Origin of the sequence: Synechococcus sp. CC9902, assembly GCF_000012505.1 — a bacterium.
Classification (GTDB): domain Bacteria; phylum Cyanobacteriota; class Cyanobacteriia; order PCC-6307; family Cyanobiaceae; genus Parasynechococcus.
Map to the genome: position 1 here is coordinate 1,364,323 of NC_007513.1, position 22,006 is coordinate 1,386,328.

A 22,006-nucleotide genomic window follows, 5' to 3' on the forward strand; every position below is an offset into this window, starting at 1 on the left:
GGGGGCAACTCTAGGCAGAATGGTTGAACTTGTTCTGGTTCTGATGCGGCTGCTCCGATCGCTCACCCGCTTGATCGCCTGCGTTGCGCTGGCGTTCACGTTGGGGGCTTGCGCTGCAGGACCAACTGCAGGGCTGCAGTCGTACCAAAGCCCCGATGGCCGTTTCGCCTTCCTCTATCCAACGGGTTGGACCCAGGTGCAGGTGAGCAATGGGCCGCGGGTGGTGTTTCACGACCTGATCCACAGCGATGAAACCGTGAGCCTCATGGTGAACACGGTGGATGAAAACAACGACCTCACTGAACTGGGCAGCGCTGTTGCCGTAGGCGAACGGTTACGTCGCGAAGTGATCGCCACCGCTGGAAGCGGCCGAACCGCTGAATTGGTTGAGGCTGGTGAACGCGAGGTGAACGGCCACACCTTCTACGACCTGGAATATGCGGTGCACTTGGAGGATCGCGACCGGCATGAACTCGCCACGGTGGTGGTGGATCGCGGCAGGCTGTACACACTGGCCACCAGCACCAATGAAGAGCGCTGGCCAAAGGTGCAGGATCTTTGCAACCGCGTAACGCACTCCCTCAACCTCCTGATATGAGCCAGATCAAAAGAAACTGAATAAACATCACCTCTACAGCCTCTTTCAATTCCACAAAATTTGCGACTAAATATCTTTTTCAGGCAAACCAAAAAATAAGATCTTTATACCAATAATTCTGTTTTGATTTTTTAAGTTACTGGATCACTAATCACCATTGATGCACAGGGCAGCTGTTTGATGAGCTTGCTCGTGCGATCGCTACCTGGAATCGGAAGACCGGCTACACGACGGCGCTGCGTACGCAAAATCACCAAATCATGCTCTCGACTTAAGCGATGAATCGCTCCATCAATACCCGGTCCACGCACTAACACCGTGTGAAAGCGCTCTGCCGGGATAGCAGCTGGTCGCCAACGAATCAGTTGCTCTTCCATCCAGGTTCGATCTTGATGATCAGAACGAGGATCATGGACGTGCAGCAGAGTGATCCTCGTTCGATGCAAATTCGGGGAAGAATTAATCACACGTAGGGCTAACTCAAACTGTTCGCGAGCACTCGCGGAAAGATCTTTTATAGGCACCAAAATTCGTCCCAAAGGTTGTTGGGGTTCTCGTCCCACATTCACCACAACAACAGGGCAGTGGGCGGTGCGACACACACCATCCACGATGTCCCCCATCAACCAAGCCCGCAGTTGATCAGTACGTCCCGCTCCAATCAACAACAAATCGGCCCCCTGCTCCAACGCCGACCGACTCATCCCTCCCGGGATGTCCTCATCCAGACGCAGCAGGGTTCGTGTTGGCACGGAGAGCTCGGTGCCAATCGCTTCGGCCGTCACTAGTCGGCCCCGTGCCGCGGCCACCGCACGCGTAAGGCCACCTCGCAACTCTTCCAGGCTGGGATTCACCAGAGCCAACGGCAACAACAGGCCTTCCCCCCCCGCAGAACCACGCACCAAGCGGGCCGCCATCCCAAGTAAACCCTGTTCGGTACCTGGGTTTGCCACAGGCACCACAATTCGCAGCGGCCGTTGCACCACCTCACTCACCCCATCCAGAACGGCGGCTTCCTCCCCAAAACTGGTGGGAACCATGCCAAGCGGAGCATCCATGAGCCGCTTCACCGAGCGTTCCGTCAGGATCGGCCCCAAGGTGGCCGTCACCACCATGACGGCCAAAACGCTATTCAGCACGGTCTGATTCAGCAGACCAGCCTGATAACCAATGAAAGCAGTCGCCAACGTTGCTGCCACCTTCGGCATCGTGAGCGACCACATCATCAAGATTTGGGGCCGCCGATAGCCAAACAACTTGCCGCTGATCCAAGACGCGAGGCCCTTTCCCCCAATCGCACCCACGAGCATTAAAGCGGTGAAGCGAAAATCCCTGAAGCTCTCACCAAGGCTGCCGAGGTCCAACAACAAGCCCAGATCGATGAAAAAGATTGGAATAAACAGCACGCCGCCGAGGAAGATCACCTGTTCTTTCACACGCCCTTCTGGCAAGACGGAGTTCACCGCCAAACCCGCCAAAAACGCACCCACAATTTTTTCAACGCCGGCCAACTCAGCGCCAAGGGAGGCGAGGAACAGCGCCACCATCACCGCGAGCACCATCCTGTTTTCGTCGTTGATTCCCCGCAAAATCAAGCGTCGGCCCAACCACCGAATCGCAACAACCACCAGCAGGGCAAAACCACCAATCCGCAACAGCAACAAGCTGAGATCCATCCCGCTGAGGTTGCCCTGGCCTAAACCCAAGCCCACGGCCAGTAACAACAGGGCGACGATGTCGGTAAAGATCGTGCTCCCCACACTCACCACCACCGCCTCATCTTTTTGGGCGCCATAGCTGCGCACAATCGGATAGCCCAGCGGCGTATGGGTAGCCATCAGTGCGCCGAGCAGAAGGCACGACACCGAGGCAAAGCCTGCCAACAGACCAATCGTGACGCCGGTACCAATCCCAATCAGCAGAATCAACAAGCCATAAATGAACGATCGACGCTTCACCCGGTTGAACTCCTCCAGGTCGATCTCCAACCCCATCGTGAACAACAAATAAACCGCACCGAGATCGGACAACAACCGCACGGTTTCACTGCCGCTATCCACCCAGCCCAAGGCATGGGGTCCCACCAAAATCCCTGCGGCCAGCAGTCCGACCAAATCGGGTAGACCCACCCGCCGAATCAACGGTGGAACGGCTGCACTGATGGCAACCAGGAGGGCAAACACCCCGAGTGGATGGTGGAAGACGTGCTCCACCGATGCCTGCATGGCCATCGAGTTGTTGCCGATCAGAACGCCAGCATGCTCCCCATTGACTTAGGACACAACGCCCTGTTCAGGAAGCGAAAAGCCGTTCACCCGCCTGCACCTGCCAAAGGTTTTGATAGACCCCGCCCATGGCGAGCAACTCGTCGTGGCAACCCTGCTCCACGATCCTTCCGTTCTCCATCACCACGATCCGATCGGCATGGCGCACGGTGCTTAAGCGATGGGCAATCACGACGGTGGTGCGGTTCTTGGTGATGCGTTCCAAAGATCGCTGAATCGCGGCTTCGGTGTCGTTATCGACCGCTGCGGTGGCTTCATCGAGCACCAGCACCGGAGCATCTTTGAGAATGGCGCGGGCTAAAGCAATCCTCTGACGCTGACCACCCGACAAGCGTTGCCCCCGCTCTCCCACCAAGGTGTCGTACCCCTGGGGCAATCCATCAATAAATCCAGCAGCTTCCGCCAACCGTGCCGCCCGCTCAATCTCATCGGGCCGCGGATCAACCATCCCATAGGCGATATTTTCCGCCACCGTGCCGTGAAAGAGGTAAGTGTCTTGACTCACCAAGGCGATTGAGCGACGCAGATCCTCCATCCGCAGCGACTCAATCGGAAAACCATCCAAAAGAATGCGACCGGCGGAATGCTCATAGAGGCGTAGCAACAGTTTCACCACCGTGCTTTTGCCAGACCCCGTGGAGCCAACGATGCCGAGGGTTGTGCCGGCTGGAACCGTGAGATTGAAACCATGGAGCAACACCTCACGCCCGGAGTAAGCGAACTGCACATCTTCAAAACGCAGATCCCCCCGCACATTCGTGGTGGGCAACGGAAGAGAGCCACCATGAATGGTGACGGGAGCATCAATGAGATCCAGCACTCGCTGGGTTGAGGCCATCGAACGTTGGTACTCATCCAGGGTGCGACCTAAGGCCGTGAGCGGCCAAAGCAGGCGTTGAGTGATGAACACCAAAACGCTGTAGGTGCCGACAGCTAACTGACCAGCCACAGCCTGAAAGCCACCGATCAGAAGAATGGCGAGGAAGGCAAACAGAATCGCAAAGCGAATCAACGGAATGAATGCCGCAGACAGGCGAATGGCCTTGGCATTGCTATCGCGATAGGCCTCACTTTCCTTGCGTAACCGTGCAAGCTCCAACGGCTCGGCCGTAAAACTTTTAATCGTGAGCATGCCGCCCAAATTGTTCGCCAAGCGGGCTGAAAGATCCCCGGCCCGGGCGCGCACCTCGCGATAACGGGGGGCAAGCTGATGCTGAAACCGCATCGATCCCCACAGGATCACTGGGATGGGCAAAAAGGCGAACAGCGCCACTTCTGGGGCCACCACCACCATGCCGATTCCAACCACCGTCACGGTGGTGATCAGCTGCAGTATCTGATTCGCCCCACGGTCGAGAAAACGCTCGAGTTGGTTGATGTCGTCGTTGAGAACAGAAAGCAAACGACCACTGCTGTCTTGCTCAAAAAATGCCAGTTCAAGCTTTTGCAGATGGTCGTAGGCCTCGAGGCGAAGGCTGTGTTGAGTGCTCTGGGCCAGGTTGCGCCAAAGAACGTCGTACTGATATTCAAAAATTGATTCGGCAGCCCAAATCACGAAGGTGAGAAAAGCAAGCACCCACAGCTGATGCGACACCGAATGAATGCCATAGCCAGCAAGCAGAGACTGCTTGCCACGCACCACCACATCCACCGCCAAACCAATCAAGGCTGGTGGAGCAAGATCAAACAGCTTGTTGAGAACGGAGCAACTCATCGCCGCAAAAACCAAGCGGCGCTGGGGCTCCAGATGACGAATTAAACGTCTCAACGGAGCGGCTTGAACGGAAGCTTCGCTGAGAGTTGTTTTCGCCACGGTTTTCAACACAAAAGTGGGTGTACAACGGGAGAACAACCGAAGGAGTTGCAATGAACCGTTCCAGGTCGTTCAACCGCTTTCACCGTTACCTGGCGCGACAAAAGCGCCATGGACTTAAAGCAGTTTTGCCTCAATCGAGTTTGCTCGGGTCAATCATCAACAAGGATGTTGATCGACGCCGAGGTCACCTTGATCGCCTTAGCCACCAAGACGTCGTGATGGAGCTGCTGGAAAACCAGGCCTAACGCTCAATCGCGATAACCGCCGCCGCCGCCACGGGGACCACCAGAACGTTCCCGCGGGGTGGCTTTACTCACGCGAATCATCCGGCCCATCCATTCCACGTCTTGAAGGTCATCGATGGCCTTTTGCTCGTCTGCGTCGTTCACCATCTCAACGAATGCGAAACCTCTCTTACGGCCCGTTTCGCGGTCGAGTGGAAGACTGCAATTTTTAACTTCGCCGTACTCGGCAAACAGGTCAGAAAGATGCTCTTGTTCTGCCTGGAACGAGAGATTGCCGATGTAAATGGTCATGGACCGTGGAACCGTGAATGAAATCGAGCGCGTGAGCCGGTTTCGAAAACAAAGTCGAAATGGGCCGGTGGTCAGGCGTTAACCCTCAAACGTTACAGGGCAATCGCACGGAACAACACAAAAAACAAAAGCAATTCCGAAGAGCAAAGCGAATTCGATCGATCGGCTCCATTGTCAGCAGATCCTGACGAAAGGAGAACGATGGCAATGCTTCACCTGCAATCCATGCGCTGGACAACAGACGGCGAGCTCAATGATGCCGACCGAGTGATTCTGCTCAACACCCTGATCCCCCAGTGCATTCCCTCCGTACAGACCGAACTAATCAAAGTGGTCGAACGGATCGCACTAAGCCAAACCACCCTCACCCCACAGATTTGCGAATCCTGACAACGCGTCAGTGCTCAGGATTTGTAAGTTTCGGCAGCGCGCTGCTTACACGTCTCACGAGCTGCGTCGATCCCCGCACCGCCACCCACCTCATCGAGGAAGCAACTGCAGGTTTCTTCACCCATTCCTGGAGGTGGGGTTTCTCCCGCCTGTGCCATGGCCGCTTTGAACGCTGCAAGACAAAAACTTTTGAGCAAATTGTTGTCTTGGCTCGTCGCGGGAGTTGCAGCGATCAATCCCGCCATTAGAAGCGAAATCATCAAGAATCTTGGGTGATTTGCAACTCACGATTCATCACACGAAGGGTGCGCAAACTATTGAAAATGTCCTCTGGCATGCCCTTTGGGAGATCCACAAGGCTGTGATTGTCAAAGATTTGAATTCGACCAATTGAGCGGCCTTGTAAACCGGTTTCACCGGCAATTGCACCCACAAGATTGCCGGGTTTCACCCGATCACGGTGACCAACAGCAACGCGGTAGCGCTGCATGTCTTCTTCAGGAGCCCGTGCCGGTCGGTCGATCCGACGTTCACGGCGTTCCCCACGATCGCCGCGATCACCACGGTCACGGTCCATCCGCTGGGTGTTCTGAATCCAGTCGTCATCACCTTTACGCAACAGGCCATTCGGACCAATGGCCAGGTTGAGAGCCGCCAAAGCAATTTGTTCTGGCGTGAGTTGCAGCTCCGTCGCCACCCGCTGCATCAGTTCTTGGATGAGTGCCCCTTCCTCGGAATTACCTGCAACACCATTGGCCGCCTCACTGAGTCGTTTCCGCAATCGATCCAAACGACCCTGGTTGATTGCCGTATTACCAGGCACTTCCATCATCTCGATCGGTTGACCAGTCGCTCTCTCGAGATTTCGAATAAACCGACGTTCCCGCGGCGTCATGAACAACACCGCTTCACCGGTGCGGCCTGCCCGACCTGTCCGACCGATGCGGTGCACATAAGCCTCGCTATCGAAGGGCATGTCGTAATTGATCACAAGACCAATCCGCTCCACATCCAAACCTCGGGCTGCCACGTCCGTGGCGACCAAAACGTCAACAGAACCGCTGCGCAAGCGTTCCACGGTGCGTTCCCGTTGGTTTTGGGGAACATCGCCGTTTAAAACAGCCACCTGATGCCCTGCAGCCTCCAGGGTTTCAGCCACCGTCAGCGTGATCACTTTGGTGCGAGCAAAAATGATCACACCCTCTCCCCCACAAGCATCCAACACCCGTTGCAAGGCCTCAAGCTTGTGGCTCATCGGCACGGTGATCGCCCGTTGCCGAATCAGCTTTCCGTCTTGATCTTTGGTTTTGATGGTGACTTCAGCTGGATCGTTGAGATAACGCTTTGACAAGCGACGAATCTCGGGAGGCATCGTTGCCGAGAACAAAACCACCTGTCGTTCCTTAGGCAGCTGCTCAAGGATCCACTCCACGTCGTCGATGAAGCCCATACGCAACATCTCATCGGCTTCATCGAGCACCAAGCTCGTGAGCCCAGATGTGTCGAGGGTGCCCTGGCGCATGTGATCCATCACACGGCCTGGCGTTCCCACCACCACATCAACGCCCCGTCGCAACGTGCTGATTTGGGAGCGGAAATCCGTGCCGCCGTAGACAGCCAGAACTTTTAAGTGGGGATGACCAGCGGCATAGGCCTTGAAGGAATCAGCCACCTGCATCGCCAATTCCCTTGTGGGAGCCAGCACCAACACTTGGGGGGTCTTCTGGCCACTCTCCAGACGTTCCAGCAGAGGCAATGCAAAGGCCGCTGTCTTACCGGTACCGGTTTGAGCCTGACCGACAAGGTCGCGGCCCAACATCAGTTCCGGAAACGCTGCCTTTTGGATCGGTGAGGGGTCGCTGTAGCCCTTGTCTGCGAGGGTTTTGAGGAGAGCTTCACTGAAGCCAAAACCGTCAAATCCGGATTGAGGCTCTGATTTGGCCTCATCGGCCGTGACCTCTGCCGTGACCTCGGTTGTGGACGCCTCAGTTGTGGATGGCTCGGCGGTGGATGACTCGATTGTGGTGGTTAAAACTTCTTCTTGGTCGACTTCTTTTTTGTCTTCTGGCAATGCAGATGCGGAAAGATCAACTGCGCACGAGGGATCCTCGTGCTGCTGCTGCTGTTCAGTCATGGAAGGTGGCCCTGGCCTGATTGATCTCTGAAATCAGGCTCACAACCTCCCAACAATCCAACAGATTGCAATCCGGTTGTGTTGCCTACGCTTCAAAGGTTGGCGCTCAAGCTATCACCCTGCCGTAATCATCCTGCAATCGTTCGATGTCCTCCTCGCGAAGATCATCGCCATGTTGAACCTCAATAATCACCAAATCACATTGCCCTCCTCGCGCTCGATGCACCGCACCAACTGGGATCGTCAGCATGACTCCAGGATGTGCTTCAACCCATTCGTTGTTGCACAAGAGCAACCCATCACCTGAAGCGACAGTCCAACTTTCACTGCGATGCTGATGCCGCTGCAACGACAATTGCTGGCCTTTGAACACCAAAAGCCGCTTCACCTTGTAACCCTCGCCCGACAGCAAGTGTTCGTACCAACCCCAAGGTCGATCAACGCGCATCACGGCACGATCATTAAATCCAGGCTGACACGGGCCCGTGTGATGGCCGTATAGAGAAGTCGGCAATCGTGGTCAGACCCATCAGGGGAATCCAGCGGTTGTGGCCACAGCACAAACACCGCGTCGGCCTCACTTCCCTGGGCGCGATGAATGGTGAGCGCCACCGCTGGCTCCAGTCGTCGCAACCGTGCCGGATGCAAACGCTTCACCTCCACACCTCCATCATCCGTCGCCACCCGAAACAGCAAACGGCTCTGGTCGCCAGCTCCAACCGTGATTCCCAGATCACCATTGGCAAGGCCCAGTTCAGGCTGGTTCCCACCACAGATCACTGGAAGGCCACTGGGCCAACGACGGGGATCCGCTGCAATTACCTCCCCCAACAACGACCGATGCACATCTTCAAGACTCCAGGGCCCACGGCGACGGGGACACAGCACCAGATTTTGCTCCAGGGCTGCTAACAGAGGCTCTGCCTGTCCGCTCAACTCTGCCTCTGAACAATCGAGAAGTCCCTCCGATAACTGGAGAAGTCGGCGGTGATGACCTTGCCAGTGCCGTCGAATCATCGGTGGCAAACGGCGGGAGGATTCGCGGTGGATCCGAACATTCGCCTCAGCATCCAGCTCAGCCAGACCCCCCTGAAACGCGTCGATCCCACCCTCCCGTAAGGCACTGGCCAGTTGAGCCACAGCTCCACGGTTGCGATACGTCTGCTTGAGGTGAATCGCACCGGTCCCAAATCGTTCTCTGACATCGGATTGCTGCAAGCGATGCCAAACCGCACCACTCCCAACGGGTGGCAATTGCGCCGGATCACCAACCAACACCAAACGACAGCACGGAGGAAGTGCAGACAGCAGCGCTTGCATCAACGCCAAATCGAGCATCGACATCTCATCGATCACCAAGAGATCCAGCTTCAGCGGTCGCTCGGCATGGCGCGCAAATCCATGGGCACCTGCCTCAAGCCAGCGATGCAATGTGCCGCATGGCAACCCCTTGAGTCGAGGGCGGACCGCATCGCCCAACCGTCGAGCCGCCTTACCCGTGGGTGCGGCCAAACCCATACGCAGGTCGGGATGATGCAACTGCACCCGCGCCAACAATTCCACGACGGTGCTGGTTTTGCCTGTGCCCGGTCCGCCGCTGATCAACACCACTGAAGCCTGATCGAGGGCCAATACAGCATCGCGTTGCTCACGGTTCAAGCTCGACGGTGGATCGATAGCACCTGGATCGGTAGAACGCGGATCAGTCGGGGATGGGTCAGTCGGCAGTGGATCACTCGGTGTCGCGCGTTCCACCAGTGCTTCCACCACGTCGTCCATCGCCTGCATCCAACGACGCCAACCCAGCCGTTGGCCCTGCAACACCAACGGTGAAGCCTCTCCCTCCAGCCAACCGCTCTGCCGCACCAGCTCCTCGCGCTCGGGAGACAACGGCACCGTGAGGTTGCCCTGCTCCAGCGCTTCAATCAAGGCAAGGCTGAGCTGCTCAAGCTCAGGCCCATTGCGATTTGGTGGGATCCTGCGCACCAACGCAGCGTGCAAGCCAGAGGCAAAGGAGGCTGGCCAACCAGAACTGTTCATCGATCAACCTCAGACAAGGCACGATCCAGGGCCAACACCCGCTCCAACGGTGCAGGTTCCACCAGACGTCCTGGTCCCACACTTGCGCTGTCCTCAAGCGAAACAAGCTGATCTCCAGGCATCCCTCTTAAGAAGACATAGACATATCCACCCAGGTGCTGTTCGGGGTTGTAATCCGGCAGACGCCAACTCAGGTGTCGGTGTAAGGCAACTAAGTAGAGATGGGCTTGCAAGGGGTAGTGATGGTGAATCATCTGCTCTTGCATGGCGTCCTGGTGATAGTGACGCGGTCCGCAACGGCCAGGGCTGCCCTCCGATCGACGTTCCCCGATCCAATTGCTCTTCCAATCCAAAACCCACCAGCGCGACTGATGGGGGTCGCAAAACACCAGGTCGATCGAGCCGGTGAGGAAGCCACGGCTATTCACCCCCAACGTGGCGAGGTGATCGATATATCGCCCTCCAAACCGTGCGTTGGGAGAACAATGAAAGGCTTGAACGAGATCCTTGGTGCGTACATGGCCTACCGGCAGATCAAAGCTCAATTCATGGATGCGTTGCTTCAGCCCCAACTGGCTGAGTTGCAACTGCTCTAAGGGGCCACCAAGGGGAGTTTTGAGTACATAACCCAGCCCCTCCATCACCATCGATTGCAGGTTGCAATCCAACCCAGCCCGCCTGAGTTCCGAGTCGATCACAGCTGCCCGAAGACTGTCCAAGAGGGAAGGGTCGTCGGCATCCGCGGCCTGATATGGGATCTGCTCAAGAATCCGATGCAGGCAATCCCCAGCCACGGCACCCCTCGGGAAATCGGCAAGGGGCCCTTGCTCTGGCCAAAGCTCCGGTCCAGTGAGACTGCACTCCTCAGCTCCGGGGTCAGGGTCTCGACCTTGTTCATGCACGACAGGATCCACAGGCGCTGAGATCCAGGCGGAGTAACTCGCCCGTCCCCAGCTGCGATCGATTCGTCCAGGCGTTTCTCCAAGGCCGAGCGGCTGCTCGCTCGGCAGTGATCGCCAACGCTGAGATGGGAGCAGGGGATCGGGCAAAACACGGCGCAACAGCGACACACCCCGCTCGCTCAGGGCCAAGTCGAGGCGGTCATCGTTGAACTGATCCACCGAATCATGGATGGCGTCCGCGCCAAACAGCCAACACGGCAGTGGAGCGCCCTCTTGTCCCGTTGAACGCACCCAAACCACCATCAACTGGGAGCGGGCACGGGTCATCGCGACGTAGGCCAACCGTTCCGCTTCCGCCATGGCGTCGTCAGTCGCTTGTTGCGCAGCACGGTGTCCCTTTCCCCAATGGGAATCGATCGCAATGAACCAGCGACCATCACCCGTTTCCCGCCAGAGCGGTCCACTTTCTTGGCGCGGGGCTTGCCAGAGATAGGGACAGATCACCACTGGATACTCCAGCCCTTTGCTGCGATGGACAGTCACCACAGCCACGGCTTGATCGGCTTGGTCGCTGTGGGGCTGACGGGCTTCTGGCACCGGAGTTGTGGGATGCAAGCGCTCGCGACGCAGCCAATTTGCTGCCGTTGCACTGTCCAATCCCTGCCGATGCATTGCCTCCTGCACCAATCGACCCACCTGCTGCAGGTCCCCCAACATTCGGCCCCGTTCGGACAAATCCGCAGTCCGCTGACCCTCCAGGAGTTGGGCCAAACATCCCATTAAACCGAGCTTGGGCAAGGCGCGTTCCCAAAGCCGCAGCTGCTCAGCAAGCTGATCGAGCCCCCCCTCATTCTCCATCGCCTCTAAGGACCAATTCATGAGCGGGGAGCTCACCAACAGCCGCAAACAACGATCATCACCGGGATCTGCCAGGGCATCCAACAGGCGCTGCACCACTAGAGCGGCTTCGCTTTCCAACACATCGCCCTGGGTGACCAACCGACTGGGAATGCCAGCGGCGCCAAGGGCCCGACGTAGGTCCGTCGCCTGTTGATGACGACTGACCAGCACACACAGATCAGAAGGGTCGGGTTGATCGGGGCCTTCCAAAATTTCAAACACCACCGCAGCGAGGTGTTGCGGCAACTGCTGCTCCAATGCCGTTCGTGATGCAGGCGTATCCAGCTCCAGCTCAAGCAGCTGTAGCGCGGCCGTCGTCGGAGACACCTGATCAACGGCTTGAGCTCGCACCGCAGGAATTTCCAAGTGAGAGCGAGGCATGCCTGGCGCCATCAACGTGTTCAACCCGTCCATCAGCGATGCGGTGGCGCGGAAGTTATCGAGCAAGTGATCAATGCGATCAACCTGTTGGCGAGCCTCTAGATAGGTTCCGAGATCGCCACCACGAAAGCGATAAATCGCTTGCTTTGGATCGCCCACCAACAGCAGAAGATGGTGAATGCGATCACCAAAGGCCCGTCGCAGCAAACGCCACTGCACCGGATCGGTGTCTTGGAACTCATCCACCATCACCGCGCGATAGCGCTCCTGAAGCGGTGCCAGCCAATCCACCTGTCCATCACCCGGATCCATCGCCGCGAGTAATCCAGCGAAAGTGATCGCTCCACGACGACCACGACGCTCCCGTAATTCCTCAAGACCACGCTCCAGCAAATATCGCCATACCCGTTCCAATGGCTCATCCCAAAGGGCACCAATTGCGGACTGCAGTGCCGACGCCACCAAACTGGGCTCGTCCTCTCCGCACTTCCGGGCCATCCGGCACCAACTGCCGGGATGGAAATACTCCTTCAAGGGTTTCTCAACCGAGGCAATCGCGGCCAGGGACGGCACACCGTTTTGGATCGCGATCCATTGGTTGATCACAGCGCAGCGATCCGTGCGTGGCTTCGCGCTGTAGGGCGATGTTGAGCCACAACCCTGGGATTTCCACTGCGCAGCTGCCGCTCGAAAACCCGACTCCAGGGCGGCATGATCACTCTCCCAGTGGGATTGAAACGCATGCCAAAGGCTTTCGATCCAGCACGGGAGCTGATCACGCAGCGGCGATTGTCGATCAACACTTGTCGAATCGCCGGCCAGCCGGGGGTTGGGATCTCCATCCAGTCGGGCCAAAGCCGCACCGAACGTTTGCGGCGACAACCCCCGTTGCCGTAGCCCTTGCAACTGCTCATCGGGAAGGGTCAACAGCTCCTGCTGCCAGAGGTATTGCACCACCTCGGCCTGAAGTGCGGCCGCGTCACTCTCGAGTTGAGGTTCGATCGCAGCCCCGTTATCGAGGGCTAAACGGCGCAGGCTGCGGCGGCAAAACCCATGGATCGTGGCGATGTCAGCCCGGTCGAGTTGCTCGAGTGCCACCAACAGCCGTCGAATTCTGATGCGTCGATCCGCAGACGCCGTGCATTGCTCCCACCATGCGGCCATGACCGGGTCGGGAGCCGACGGAAACATTTCGTTCTCCAGTTGCTCCAACCCAACTAGCGCCTGCTGCAAACGCTGACCAATCCGAGATCGCAATTCCTCAGCGGCGGCTTCGGTGTAAGTCACAACGAGCAGTGCTTCCAGCGGGTAAGCCGCCTCGGTGATCAATCGAAGGGTGAGATGGGCAAGCGCGAAGGTTTTGCCCGTCCCTGCACTGGCTTCCAACAGACGGATTCCAGGCTTAAGGGGATAAGTGTTGGCGTCAAAGCGTTCTGCCATGGTTGCGATCAACTCCGCCGCGCTTGAAACAGGGGTTGATACAGCGCCGAACAGGCTTCATCGAAGCCCGGTGTCTGCAACAGCGCATCCGCCTCCAGCTCCGCTCCGAAACAAAGCTGAAGCGCAGGCGAAAGGCGCTCCTCTTGCCAACACGTTCGAAAACGATCCATGCCTGTCCCTGGTTTGCGCTGCTCATGCCAAACCATCTGCCAACCACTTTTAGGGGGAATGGGCCAGCACTGATGCATCCCCTGATGAGCTAGTCCTTGCAGCGTGACCAGCTGCTGCTCCGCCTGGTCCGCTGGCAACGCCATCCAGTGCAGGTGAATTTCCGCACCGATGGCACGGGTACTGCGGGCAATTACCGCCGTGGGGGTTGGCATCAACCGGCAAAGGTGGAGATGTTGAAGCCAACCACGCATCACACCCCTCGCACTGAGCATTCCCGCCTGAACCACGACTTGGGTTTCCCCAGCGAATACAAGCGGTCGGAGAACACCTTCAATCACGATGTCCTCGCGACGGCAAGGGCCGAGGCTGTCGAGCTGACGTCTGAGGCGTTGCCAACGGTCTGCCAACTCCTGTTGCTCTAGGGCGGCGCCAGCTCCAGCCGGCAGCACCCCCTGACCGGCCAGCAGCGACCGCCAATTCGGCAACTCTCCGGCGGCAAGCAACGGTTCCAGGTTTTGATCCAACAGCTGATAACGCTCGAGGGCATTGAGCTCGAGGGGGTCGAGATCCTCCACTGCATCAATCCCCTCACCCGGTCGCAGCCCCTTCGAACGCAACCAAGCCGCCTGGGGTTGATGCATCCAGCGCAGGAGCTCTTCAAACACCAACGGCTTCTCTGGCTTGGAACTGGTCCCTGGGTCCGCCTGAGGGAACGTCCAGGCCAGGGGCCACGCCAGGGCTTGTTTTGGTTCCGGTCGAGAACGATCCAACCAGCGGCGGGCCTCCAACTGACGGCGATCGCAACTCAAAGGGGTCTCGATTTGAAAGTTGCTACGCGCCAAAGGGTTGGCAGCTGGCGTCAGCACCAAACCGTCGGTGCTGCTGGTGGACAACTCCTGCTGGAGTTGGGCCAACCATTGCTCCACAGGAGCCGCAGGGGGTTGGGCCTCACCGGTGCGTTCATTCCGACCACACCAACTGATCAATAGATGGCGTCGTGCTGACATCAACGCCTCTAATAAGACGTACCGGTCTTGATCACTACCGCGGGGATCACCAAGCCGACGGTGTTGTTCAAGAAGATGGAAGCCTGGGCGTTGATTGGGACGTGGGAACACGGCGCCATCGAGCCCCATCAACACAATCACCTTGTGGGGGATGGCCCGCATCGGTTCCAAGGCGCTGATGGTGAGCGAACCAGTGCGGTGCCCGAAACGACCGCTATCCACCGACAGGGCTTCATTAAGCACCTCCAAGACAACGGCGATATCAAGCTCCAGCGCGCAATCGGTGGCCCGCAATCGCCAGTCTTCTAGGGCTGCGGTCCAGGTTTGTAATTCACCACTCCAAGCGCGGCCATCCCCAAACAATTCCTGCAACACCGACTGCAGCAACGCCACCCATGCAGCACAGGTCTGAGGTCGCCTGAACTGCTCGAGCATCCGAGCCAATCGATCCAGCAGGGTCCACCACCGCACCAAGCGCTCCGGATCCAACTCCCACTGGAACGGTGCCGCACCCGCAGGGGCTAATCCATCACGAACAGGCAACACCAGGCCCAAAAGCCAGCGGTCTAAACACCAGCGCAACCCATGGGTTTCGTCTCCACCCCGTTCCTTTGCATCGAGCCCCCAACGGAAACCGGTGTGCTGCAAAACCCGCGTCATCAAGGTGCAGTCTTCGGACGACAACCCCTGTAATTCCTGAAGAGCAGGGTTGGCCAACCATTGCTCTAAGCCGGTAGCCGTTAAACGACCAGCCGCCAACTCCAGCAGGTTGAGCATGGCCATTGACAGTCCAGGACTGCTTTGCTGAGTGCGGTCAGTGAGACGCCAGGGGAGATCAACACCAATGGCATCGGCATCGTTAAAGACTGAATTCAGCAACGGGGCATAACGATCCACCTGCGGCGTCATCACCAGAACATCACGCGGAGCGAGGTCTGGATCCGCAGCGAGCCACTGGAGGATCCGATCCCGCACCAGCTGCACCTCTCGCCAAGGTCCAGGGGCTGCTTGGAATAAGAGCGATTGATCATTGGCTAACCGGAGCAGTCCTCCCGACTGCTCCGGATCAACAAGCTGCTCTTGCAGCTGTTCCAGGAGAGATGGAGAGCCCGTGGATGCTGCAGCCATCTGCACCGGTGATGCAAAAAGATCTCCCTCGCGCCGCTCACCCAACTGAACATCACCCGACCCCTCCAACAATTGCTGGAACTCAGCCCCCATACGGCCAAAACTGGCTTCCAGCCTCGGTGCCGCCTCAAGCCAATGTCCATCTGGGGGCTCCAACCAAGCCTCCTGGAGCAGCTCTCGACGGCTTCCACAGCGTTGCCATAGATCGGGGCAAGGCGTCAGGAGATACACCTCCACATCAAGAACACCCGAGAGGGCCTGAATCAGGTCCACTTGCACGGGGGCTAGGGCACTGATTCCAAACAAACGCAATCGCTCAGGAAGAGAATCAGCGGATACCGCACCCCGCCGCAATCGATCGATGGCGTCACGGACCTGCAGGCCAAAGGGCGGGCGGTTCAGCTGATCCGCCAAACGACGCCAAAGCAGTGGTTGCCAATCGGTCTCCGCTGATGATGGGGACGCACTCCACTGACCCAATTGATCAGCGCGATAGAGGGCGTAATCGTCGAAGGCATCAGCGATCATCCGGGCCAGCTGCCAGCGATCACGACTGAGGGCTTGGGATTGGCCACCTCCCTCCCGACCATCCAACCAACGCTTCAGTGGCAGGGCGGCTGGCTGCTCGAGCAACTCCGGGAGGAGTTCCAGTACAGACCAGACCAATTGATTGGCGCGCCAAGGATCGGCTTCCTTCGGGGGAAGATCTAAAACCTGACGAACCAACTCTCGAAATCGACTACCCGGAAAAGGGAAGCGAACCAACGAGCTAATTCCATTTGCTACCGCAAGCTGTTCGCCCAACCAGCGGCTGGTGGGCCAGGTGTTCACCATCACCTCCAGCGTTTCCAACGGTCCCGGTTGCTGGTCAATCAGTTGCTGAGCCAGCAATTGAGCGAGGAATTCAGCGCGGTTGCTGCGATAGAGGGTCAGCAAAGTTCTGAAGCACCAGTAAGAACAGAAAGCACCCGCTCGAGCTGGGCTGGCGTATCTCTACAAAATAATCAGCACCGAGTGCACCAGACATCAAAGGATGCAGTACCGCATCACAATTCCACAACAAAGATCACGACCAGGAATTTTTGCAATGAACGGTGCTGGCAAAACAACCAAGAGCTTTGATGTGTAATTTTCCGCTTTCACCAACAATTGGTCGAAACCAAAAAGGCAAGACTCTTTCAAAAAGTAGGCAAGCTAGTACAACTCAATCGATCAACTAAAGAACACGACAACAGAAACAAAACAGATCAGCAGCCCCCTTTGATAGCAGTCATTTTATCAATTTAGAAAAGAAATTAATATGAGAAGAAGACCATCAAAAGTCTCATTCGCCTTTTACTAATCGATCCAACCCCTTCATTTACTTTCCAATGGTGATCAAGGGTTGATTATTTTTAAACCAAATCCAATCCCGAATGGGCGGAGTTTCCGTTAGATCACGGCGCGTCAGACGAAGACCAAGCTTCGCTGATGCGCCCAACAAAATATCCACCATGGCATCGCCATCCGCACATGTTGCCAAGGCTTGATTGGTTTTTTCGGCACCATTCAAGGCGCGAACCAACAACGTGATCCGCTTGGACACGGGTAATGAACTTGGATGCATCAAACGCTGCCAGACAAGGGGTCAGGAATGGTCGAAGAGGGAGCCTCGAAACGTCCCACGGCAACGTATTCCAACCTTAATTTCAAAAATGTGATGAATTTTTCATCTGTGGATACAACCGCTGCGGACGGCTGAGGCACTTGGCTGGCCAGCTCCGCCAGCTCTGATGCTTGAAGAAATGCTGGGCGAATCAGCAACCAAAAGTCGATCTCTCGGTTGGTTTCGGCGTAGTTCCGCCGACGCTCCTTGAGCACTTCCTCAAGGGGTTCATCAACGGTGAGGAACGTCTCGCTGGCGGCAACGAAGTGATAAGTGGTCATCCGAGTGCCTGTCCAAACAAGGGGTCACGCCGAGGATTCTGAATCAACGCCTTCATTTCTCGCACCGCCTGTTGCAGTCCAACGACAACTGCACGAGCGACGATCGTATGGCCAATGTTCAGTTCTTCCATTCCGGGGATCGCGGCCACAGGCTCCACGTTCTGATACGTGAGCCCATGACCTGCATTGACACGCAGGCCCATGGCCCGAGCCGTAGCGGTGCCCTCGGTGAGTCGAGCTAATTCGTGGGGTTGATCATTCCAACTGCCCTCCGCATAACGCCCGGTGTGGAGTTCCACCCAACGCGCCCCGGAATCAGTGCAGCCTCGTAGCTGAGAAGCCACGGGATCCACAAACAAGCTCACCGGAATTCCGCTGGTCTGAAGCTGGCTCACCATTCCAGTGAGTTCCGACAACTGCGCCACCACATCCAGGCCACCCTCCGTGGTTACCTCTTGGCGATGTTCTGGCACCAGCGTCACCATGTCGGGCTTCACCCTCAAAGCAATGGCCACCATCTCGGCCGTTGCAGCCATCTCCAAATTCAGTCGAGACCGAACGGTCTGCCGCAACAGTTCAACATCGCGATCTTGGATGTGACGACGATCTTCTCTGAGATGGACTGTGATCCCATCAGCACCCCCCAATTCAGCGAGCATCGCCATCGGCACGGGATCAGGTTCGACCGTGCGTCGCGCTTCGCGAATGTTGGCAATGTGATCGATATTGACGCCCAAGCTGGCCATGGAGGCTGGTATTGATGGCCAAATCCTATGCAGGACGGCCGGCGGGCCTTACATTCTCGAGGTTTTCCTGACGACTGTTCACCGTTGACAGCGGCACTGGCAACCCGAGAAAGCGCTCTGCAGGTTGGGATCGACCGGTTCTGGGCACCCTTGGCCATGCTGGCCACGCAAGACTTGGCTCTGCCATTGCAGTTCCGGGAACGGCTGGTGTTGCATCGCGAACGACTGCCGCACCACGGACCTGTGCTTTTGGCGCCAACCCATCGGGCCCGTTGGGATGCGCTGCTCTTACCCATGGCAGCAGGCCGACGGGTCACGGGCCGCGACTGTCGCTTCATGGTGACGACGACGGAAATGAAAGGTCTGCAGGGATGGTTCCTGCAACGTTTGGGCTGTTTCCCTGTGAATCAAGGTCGCCCATCGATGACCACACTGCGGTTTGCCATTGATTTATTGGCCAGTGGCCAGCAGCTGGTGATGTTTCCAGAGGGGCGGATTCAACGCACCGATGCCCCGATTCAGGTGCGTGGTGGTCTGATGCGTCTTGCCCAGCTCGCCCAAAGCCAAGGGGTCCATGTTCCTGTTATCCCAGTTGGTCTGGGCTACAGCCAAGCTCCACCACGACCGTTGAGTCGTGCAGCGGTCTGTTTTGGCGAGGCGTTGCACGTCCCGAAAGAAACGGGCCGAGATGCGGCAGAAGAGTTCAACATCCAACTCACCGCTGCGATGCATACGGCTGAACAAGCGGCCCGCAAGGCTGTTGGACGACCCCTAAAAGCCTTCTAAAGTCCGCGCAAATTGCTCTGACTGACCCCATGGGTTGTCGCTCTCTGCTGACGGCTGCCGCCCTGGTGGCCACCCTTGGCGTCACAGCTCCGCCGGTCCTCGCTCAACAGGCCTCCAGCGACAGGGTTTTGGCGCAACCCGACAGTGGCTTTAACCCATCGGCCGTTCGCGGCATGATTTCCCGTGGCGATGCCGCCGCAGCCCGGGGAGACCTAGCCAGCGCTCGTACCGAATACGACAAAGCCCGGAAAGTGTCGAAACAGCTGTTGTCGTTCTATCGAGATTTAAGCGGCGCGTTCCGCGGCCTGGATGCACGGATTCCCCGCGAAATGGACGAAAAAGGACGTGAAGCCCTTGGATTATTAGCGGAATCTGATCTGCGCTTAGCGGCCCTCTTCCGTCGTCAAAACCAACCCGAAGTGGCCGTTCCCGTCCTCGTCGAGGTGGTGAAGCTGATGACACCCTCCAAACCTCAGGGCCAAAAGGCCTATCAGAGCCTTGTCGAACTTGGTTTTGTCGAAACGGAGTTCAAGGGTGCATCAAGGCCAGGCAGCTGAGTTCATCTGCCAACATCATTGAATTGGGAGTTTTGTCATGGTGCAGCCGTCCGCGGTCGAATCTGCAATCCAACGGGCCATTCCTGATGCAACGGTGACCGTTGAAGATCTCACTGGCGGTGGAGACCATCTCCAAGTGAGTGTGGTGTCCACTGCGTTCAGTGGCCTGTCGCGCATCCGACAACACCAAATGGTGTATGGAGCACTGCAACAGGAGCTTGCCAGTGAGGCCATTCATGCTTTGGCTCTCAGCACCTCCGTCCCTTCCTAATTCTCGAGACCTCTTTTCCTCGTCATGGACGCTTCCACCAAATCACGTATCGAAGGCTTGATCGCGACGAGCCCAATCTTTGTTTTCATGAAGGGCTCCAAATTGATGCCCCAATGCGGCTTCTCCAACAACGTTGTGCAGATTCTTCACTCCCTCGGGGTGACTTTTGAAACTTTCGATGTGCTCTCCGACATGGAGATTCGTCAGGGAATCAAAGAATTCTCGAGTTGGCCAACCATTCCTCAGATCTACGTCAAAGGGGAATTTATGGGTGGATCCGACATCCTGATCGAGATGTACAACTCTGGCGAACTCAAAGAAAAACTTGAAATTGCCCTCGCGAGTTAAACGGTTTTAGTAGCCGTGGGGATGCTGCATGTAGAGCGTGCTGACGTCCCCATCTGGACCAATGAAACTCGAGGGATCCAAGATCCAGCGGTCGATTAGCTGCTCTAGGCGATGTTGCTCACGGATGTCGAGGGAGCCGGTTTTACGAAGCGCATGAAGATATCCATCGGCGTAGAGCCGAAGCTCAGAAGGTGTGTGATATCGCGTCGTGAGTTCTTGGCACGCATCACAAATCGACTGAAAATGACGGATGGCCTGTGGGTCATCAAGTGACGTCATTGGTGGGAGACGGCAGCTCTCGCTACCAGCGCTTCATGAAATTGGTACTAGCCTAGTCGCGCCTCGATCGATCCAGTGACCTCAACGCCACAAGACTTACTTACTGAGTCGAACACTCCTACTGACCAGGCCATCTCCATGCCTGGCTCCGGAAGCGGTCTTGAACCCTCACGTGTTCTGGTGGTTGAGCCTCATCCCACCCTGCGCACTGTTCTGGTGCAGCGTCTTCGTCAAGACGGTCACCTCACCGCAGCCGTGGGTCGAGCCGTCGAAGCCCTTGAAATTTGTCAGGATCAATCGCCAGATCTCTTGGTGAGCGCAGAGATCCTTGAGCAGAGTTCTGCCCTCCGCCTCGCTGGACAACTGCGTTGCCCAGTGATCGTGTTAACAGCTCGCAGTGGTGCCGAACCTGTTGTCGGCCTATTAGAAGATGGTGCAGACGATGTTTTGCGCAAGCCCTTTGGGCTGGAAGAGTTAGCAGCGCGTTGCCGCACCCTTTTAAAGAGAGGTCATAGCGGTCTGCAAGAGCGCGTCACCGTCGGTCCCCTAGAGGTGCATCTCTTGCTGAGACAGGTCACGCTCCGCGACAAACCTGTGGAACTCAGTCCTCGGGAATTTGCTCTGCTCTGCGCCTTACTCATGCCCCCAGGGCTGGTACGCAGTCGCCAAGAATTGCTTCGGATGGCATGGCCTCCCTTCAGTGGTGGTCCTCGCTCTGTGGATACTCAAGTTCTAACCCTGCGGCGCAAGCTCGAGCAGGCAGGTCTTGGCGAGGGCGGTGGGATCACCACTGTGCGTCAACGGGGCTATCGCTTCAGCCTGGATAACTTGCCGGCAAGCTGATCCAGCCCTGGCTGATCGCCAAACCAGACACCAGCTCTCCAACCACCATGAGAGCTGCAAGGGAAGCAAGCACTTGGTAGGTCCAAGGAGGGGTCAGTCGACCGATTCCCATGGTTGAAATGGAAGCCCGCTCACTGAGCAGTTTCAGAAACAAATCGAACCGTTCAATGCGCTGCGGAAGCAATTGATGACGACAATCAGCGGCTTTTAGGTAATACACGGTGCCTCCTTGGCTCGTTCCTACAGGAACCAAGGCACGGATATCGGCCCAGTCCATCGACCAGCTCCGTCGCAATAACCAACGAATCCAGCCGGGATAACGCACCCGAAGGCCGGCAGCATCGGTTTCAACCTGCTCGCTCAGCAAACCCACAACCAACACAAGCCCGAGAATCAGGCCAGCAACCATTAACGGCCTCAAGGATTCGGGGGCCAAGACGGGCAAGGGCAGCACCAACGCCACGTACAGGCTCAACAGGGTGAAGCGAATCAGAGGAGAAAGGCCAAAACGTTCCATGGGAT

At 57.2% G+C, this 22,006-nt stretch carries 22 protein-coding genes; 8 read left to right on the forward strand and 14 right to left on the reverse strand.

The features are described 5' to 3' along the window. The first annotated feature begins 19 nt into the window (after nucleotides 1-19). Nucleotides 20-598, forward strand: a complete 579-nt coding sequence (gene psbP, locus SYNCC9902_RS07025; RefSeq protein WP_011360187.1) for a photosystem II reaction center PsbP — start codon at nucleotides 20-22, stop codon at nucleotides 596-598. Nucleotides 599-729: 131 nt separating this feature from the next. Here the strand turns inward: psbP and SYNCC9902_RS07030 are convergent, their stop codons facing one another. Beyond that, on the reverse strand, nucleotides 730-2,829 hold the full coding sequence (locus tag SYNCC9902_RS07030; protein ID WP_011360188.1) for a cation:proton antiporter: 2,100 nt from the start codon (nucleotides 2,827-2,829) through the stop codon (nucleotides 730-732). 61 nt (nucleotides 2,830-2,890) lie between these two features. Continuing rightward, a complete protein-coding gene (locus SYNCC9902_RS07035; protein ID WP_049749487.1) occupies nucleotides 2,891-4,705 on the reverse strand; it encodes an ABC transporter ATP-binding protein in 1,815 nt (604 codons plus the stop codon). Nucleotides 4,706-4,749: 44 nt separating this feature from the next. Between SYNCC9902_RS07035 and SYNCC9902_RS07040 the strand changes: the two genes are divergently transcribed. Next, a complete protein-coding gene (locus SYNCC9902_RS07040) occupies nucleotides 4,750-4,944 on the forward strand; it encodes a hypothetical protein (protein ID WP_011360190.1) in 195 nt (64 codons plus the stop codon). Between the two features lie 3 nt (nucleotides 4,945-4,947). On the opposite strand, the gene SYNCC9902_RS07045 is transcribed toward SYNCC9902_RS07040, so the two are convergent. Continuing rightward, a complete protein-coding gene (locus SYNCC9902_RS07045) occupies nucleotides 4,948-5,235 on the reverse strand; it encodes an RNA recognition motif domain-containing protein (protein WP_009789525.1) in 288 nt (95 codons plus the stop codon). A 201-nt stretch (nucleotides 5,236-5,436) separates the two neighbouring features. Here SYNCC9902_RS07045 and SYNCC9902_RS07050 point away from each other — a divergent pair, with 201 nt between their 5' ends. Continuing rightward, nucleotides 5,437-5,625, forward strand: a complete 189-nt coding sequence (locus SYNCC9902_RS07050; RefSeq protein WP_041425060.1) for a hypothetical protein — start codon at nucleotides 5,437-5,439, stop codon at nucleotides 5,623-5,625. Nucleotides 5,626-5,639: 14 nt separating this feature from the next. Here the strand turns inward: SYNCC9902_RS07050 and SYNCC9902_RS07055 are convergent, their stop codons facing one another. From SYNCC9902_RS07055 to SYNCC9902_RS07095, 9 genes are all read right to left on the reverse strand, one after another. Then, entirely contained in the window at nucleotides 5,640-5,885 is a 246-nt protein-coding gene (locus SYNCC9902_RS07055; RefSeq protein WP_041425062.1) for a hypothetical protein, read from the reverse strand. Continuing rightward, nucleotides 5,885-7,759 (reverse strand): DEAD/DEAH box helicase, encoded by a 1,875-nt coding sequence (locus SYNCC9902_RS07060; protein WP_011360193.1) that lies wholly within the window; start codon nucleotides 7,757-7,759, stop codon nucleotides 5,885-5,887. The genes SYNCC9902_RS07055 and SYNCC9902_RS07060 overlap by 1 nt, the downstream gene beginning before the upstream one ends. A gap of 106 nt (nucleotides 7,760-7,865) precedes the next feature. Then, a complete protein-coding gene (locus SYNCC9902_RS07065) occupies nucleotides 7,866-8,207 on the reverse strand; it encodes a phosphomannose isomerase type II C-terminal cupin domain (protein ID WP_011360194.1) in 342 nt (113 codons plus the stop codon). Next, the gene (locus SYNCC9902_RS07070; RefSeq protein ID WP_011360195.1) at nucleotides 8,207-9,799 is read right to left on the reverse strand and encodes an ATP-dependent DNA helicase; all 1,593 of its coding nucleotides are present in this window, start codon (nucleotides 9,797-9,799) and stop codon (nucleotides 8,207-8,209) included. Before SYNCC9902_RS07070 ends, SYNCC9902_RS07065 begins: the two co-directional genes overlap by 1 nt. Then, a complete protein-coding gene (locus tag SYNCC9902_RS07075) occupies nucleotides 9,796-13,422 on the reverse strand; it encodes a UvrD-helicase domain-containing protein (protein ID WP_011360196.1) in 3,627 nt (1,208 codons plus the stop codon). Before SYNCC9902_RS07075 ends, SYNCC9902_RS07070 begins: the two co-directional genes overlap by 4 nt. A gap of 8 nt (nucleotides 13,423-13,430) precedes the next feature. Continuing rightward, nucleotides 13,431-16,664, reverse strand: a complete 3,234-nt coding sequence (locus SYNCC9902_RS07080) for an exodeoxyribonuclease V subunit gamma (protein ID WP_011360197.1) — start codon at nucleotides 16,662-16,664, stop codon at nucleotides 13,431-13,433. 424 nt (nucleotides 16,665-17,088) lie between these two features. Next, nucleotides 17,089-17,334 (reverse strand): hypothetical protein, encoded by a 246-nt coding sequence (locus tag SYNCC9902_RS07085; RefSeq protein ID WP_011360198.1) that lies wholly within the window; start codon nucleotides 17,332-17,334, stop codon nucleotides 17,089-17,091. Then, nucleotides 17,334-17,654 carry an MgPME-cyclase complex family protein gene (locus SYNCC9902_RS07090; protein ID WP_011360199.1) on the reverse strand — a complete coding sequence of 107 codons (321 nt, stop codon included), beginning with the start codon at nucleotides 17,652-17,654 and terminating at the stop codon, nucleotides 17,334-17,336. Before SYNCC9902_RS07090 ends, SYNCC9902_RS07085 begins: the two co-directional genes overlap by 1 nt. Then, a complete protein-coding gene (locus tag SYNCC9902_RS07095) occupies nucleotides 17,651-18,400 on the reverse strand; it encodes a pyridoxine 5'-phosphate synthase (RefSeq protein WP_011360200.1) in 750 nt (249 codons plus the stop codon). Before SYNCC9902_RS07095 ends, SYNCC9902_RS07090 begins: the two co-directional genes overlap by 4 nt. An 84-nt stretch (nucleotides 18,401-18,484) precedes the next feature. Here SYNCC9902_RS07095 and SYNCC9902_RS07100 point away from each other — a divergent pair, with 84 nt between their 5' ends. The 4 genes from SYNCC9902_RS07100 to grxD are packed head-to-tail and all read left to right on the forward strand — an operon-like array spanning nucleotide 18,485 to nucleotide 20,362. Then, nucleotides 18,485-19,186: a lysophospholipid acyltransferase family protein gene (locus SYNCC9902_RS07100; protein WP_232179192.1), complete on the forward strand. Its 702-nt coding sequence runs from the start codon at nucleotides 18,485-18,487 to the stop codon at nucleotides 19,184-19,186. A 29-nt stretch (nucleotides 19,187-19,215) separates the two neighbouring features. After that, the gene (locus tag SYNCC9902_RS07105; RefSeq protein WP_011360202.1) at nucleotides 19,216-19,743 is read left to right on the forward strand and encodes a hypothetical protein; all 528 of its coding nucleotides are present in this window, start codon (nucleotides 19,216-19,218) and stop codon (nucleotides 19,741-19,743) included. A 37-nt stretch (nucleotides 19,744-19,780) separates the two neighbouring features. Next, nucleotides 19,781-20,014 (forward strand): BolA/IbaG family iron-sulfur metabolism protein, encoded by a 234-nt coding sequence (locus SYNCC9902_RS07110; protein WP_011360203.1) that lies wholly within the window; start codon nucleotides 19,781-19,783, stop codon nucleotides 20,012-20,014. A gap of 24 nt (nucleotides 20,015-20,038) precedes the next feature. Next, entirely contained in the window at nucleotides 20,039-20,362 is a 324-nt protein-coding gene (gene grxD, locus SYNCC9902_RS07115) for a Grx4 family monothiol glutaredoxin (protein WP_011360204.1), read from the forward strand. A 6-nt stretch (nucleotides 20,363-20,368) separates the two neighbouring features. Here grxD and SYNCC9902_RS07120 read toward each other — a convergent pair whose 3' ends face one another. Next, on the reverse strand, nucleotides 20,369-20,641 hold the full coding sequence (locus SYNCC9902_RS07120) for a DUF6761 family protein (RefSeq protein WP_011360205.1): 273 nt from the start codon (nucleotides 20,639-20,641) through the stop codon (nucleotides 20,369-20,371). A gap of 75 nt (nucleotides 20,642-20,716) precedes the next feature. On the opposite strand from SYNCC9902_RS07120, the gene SYNCC9902_RS07125 reads away from it, so the two are divergent. Beyond that, nucleotides 20,717-21,484, forward strand: a complete 768-nt coding sequence (locus tag SYNCC9902_RS07125; protein ID WP_041425064.1) for a response regulator transcription factor — start codon at nucleotides 20,717-20,719, stop codon at nucleotides 21,482-21,484. Here the strand turns inward: SYNCC9902_RS07125 and SYNCC9902_RS07130 are convergent. Then, entirely contained in the window at nucleotides 21,456-22,001 is a 546-nt protein-coding gene (locus tag SYNCC9902_RS07130; RefSeq protein WP_011360207.1) for a hypothetical protein, read from the reverse strand. The genes SYNCC9902_RS07125 and SYNCC9902_RS07130 overlap by 29 nt on opposite strands. Nucleotides 22,002-22,006: the final 5 nt, after the last annotated feature.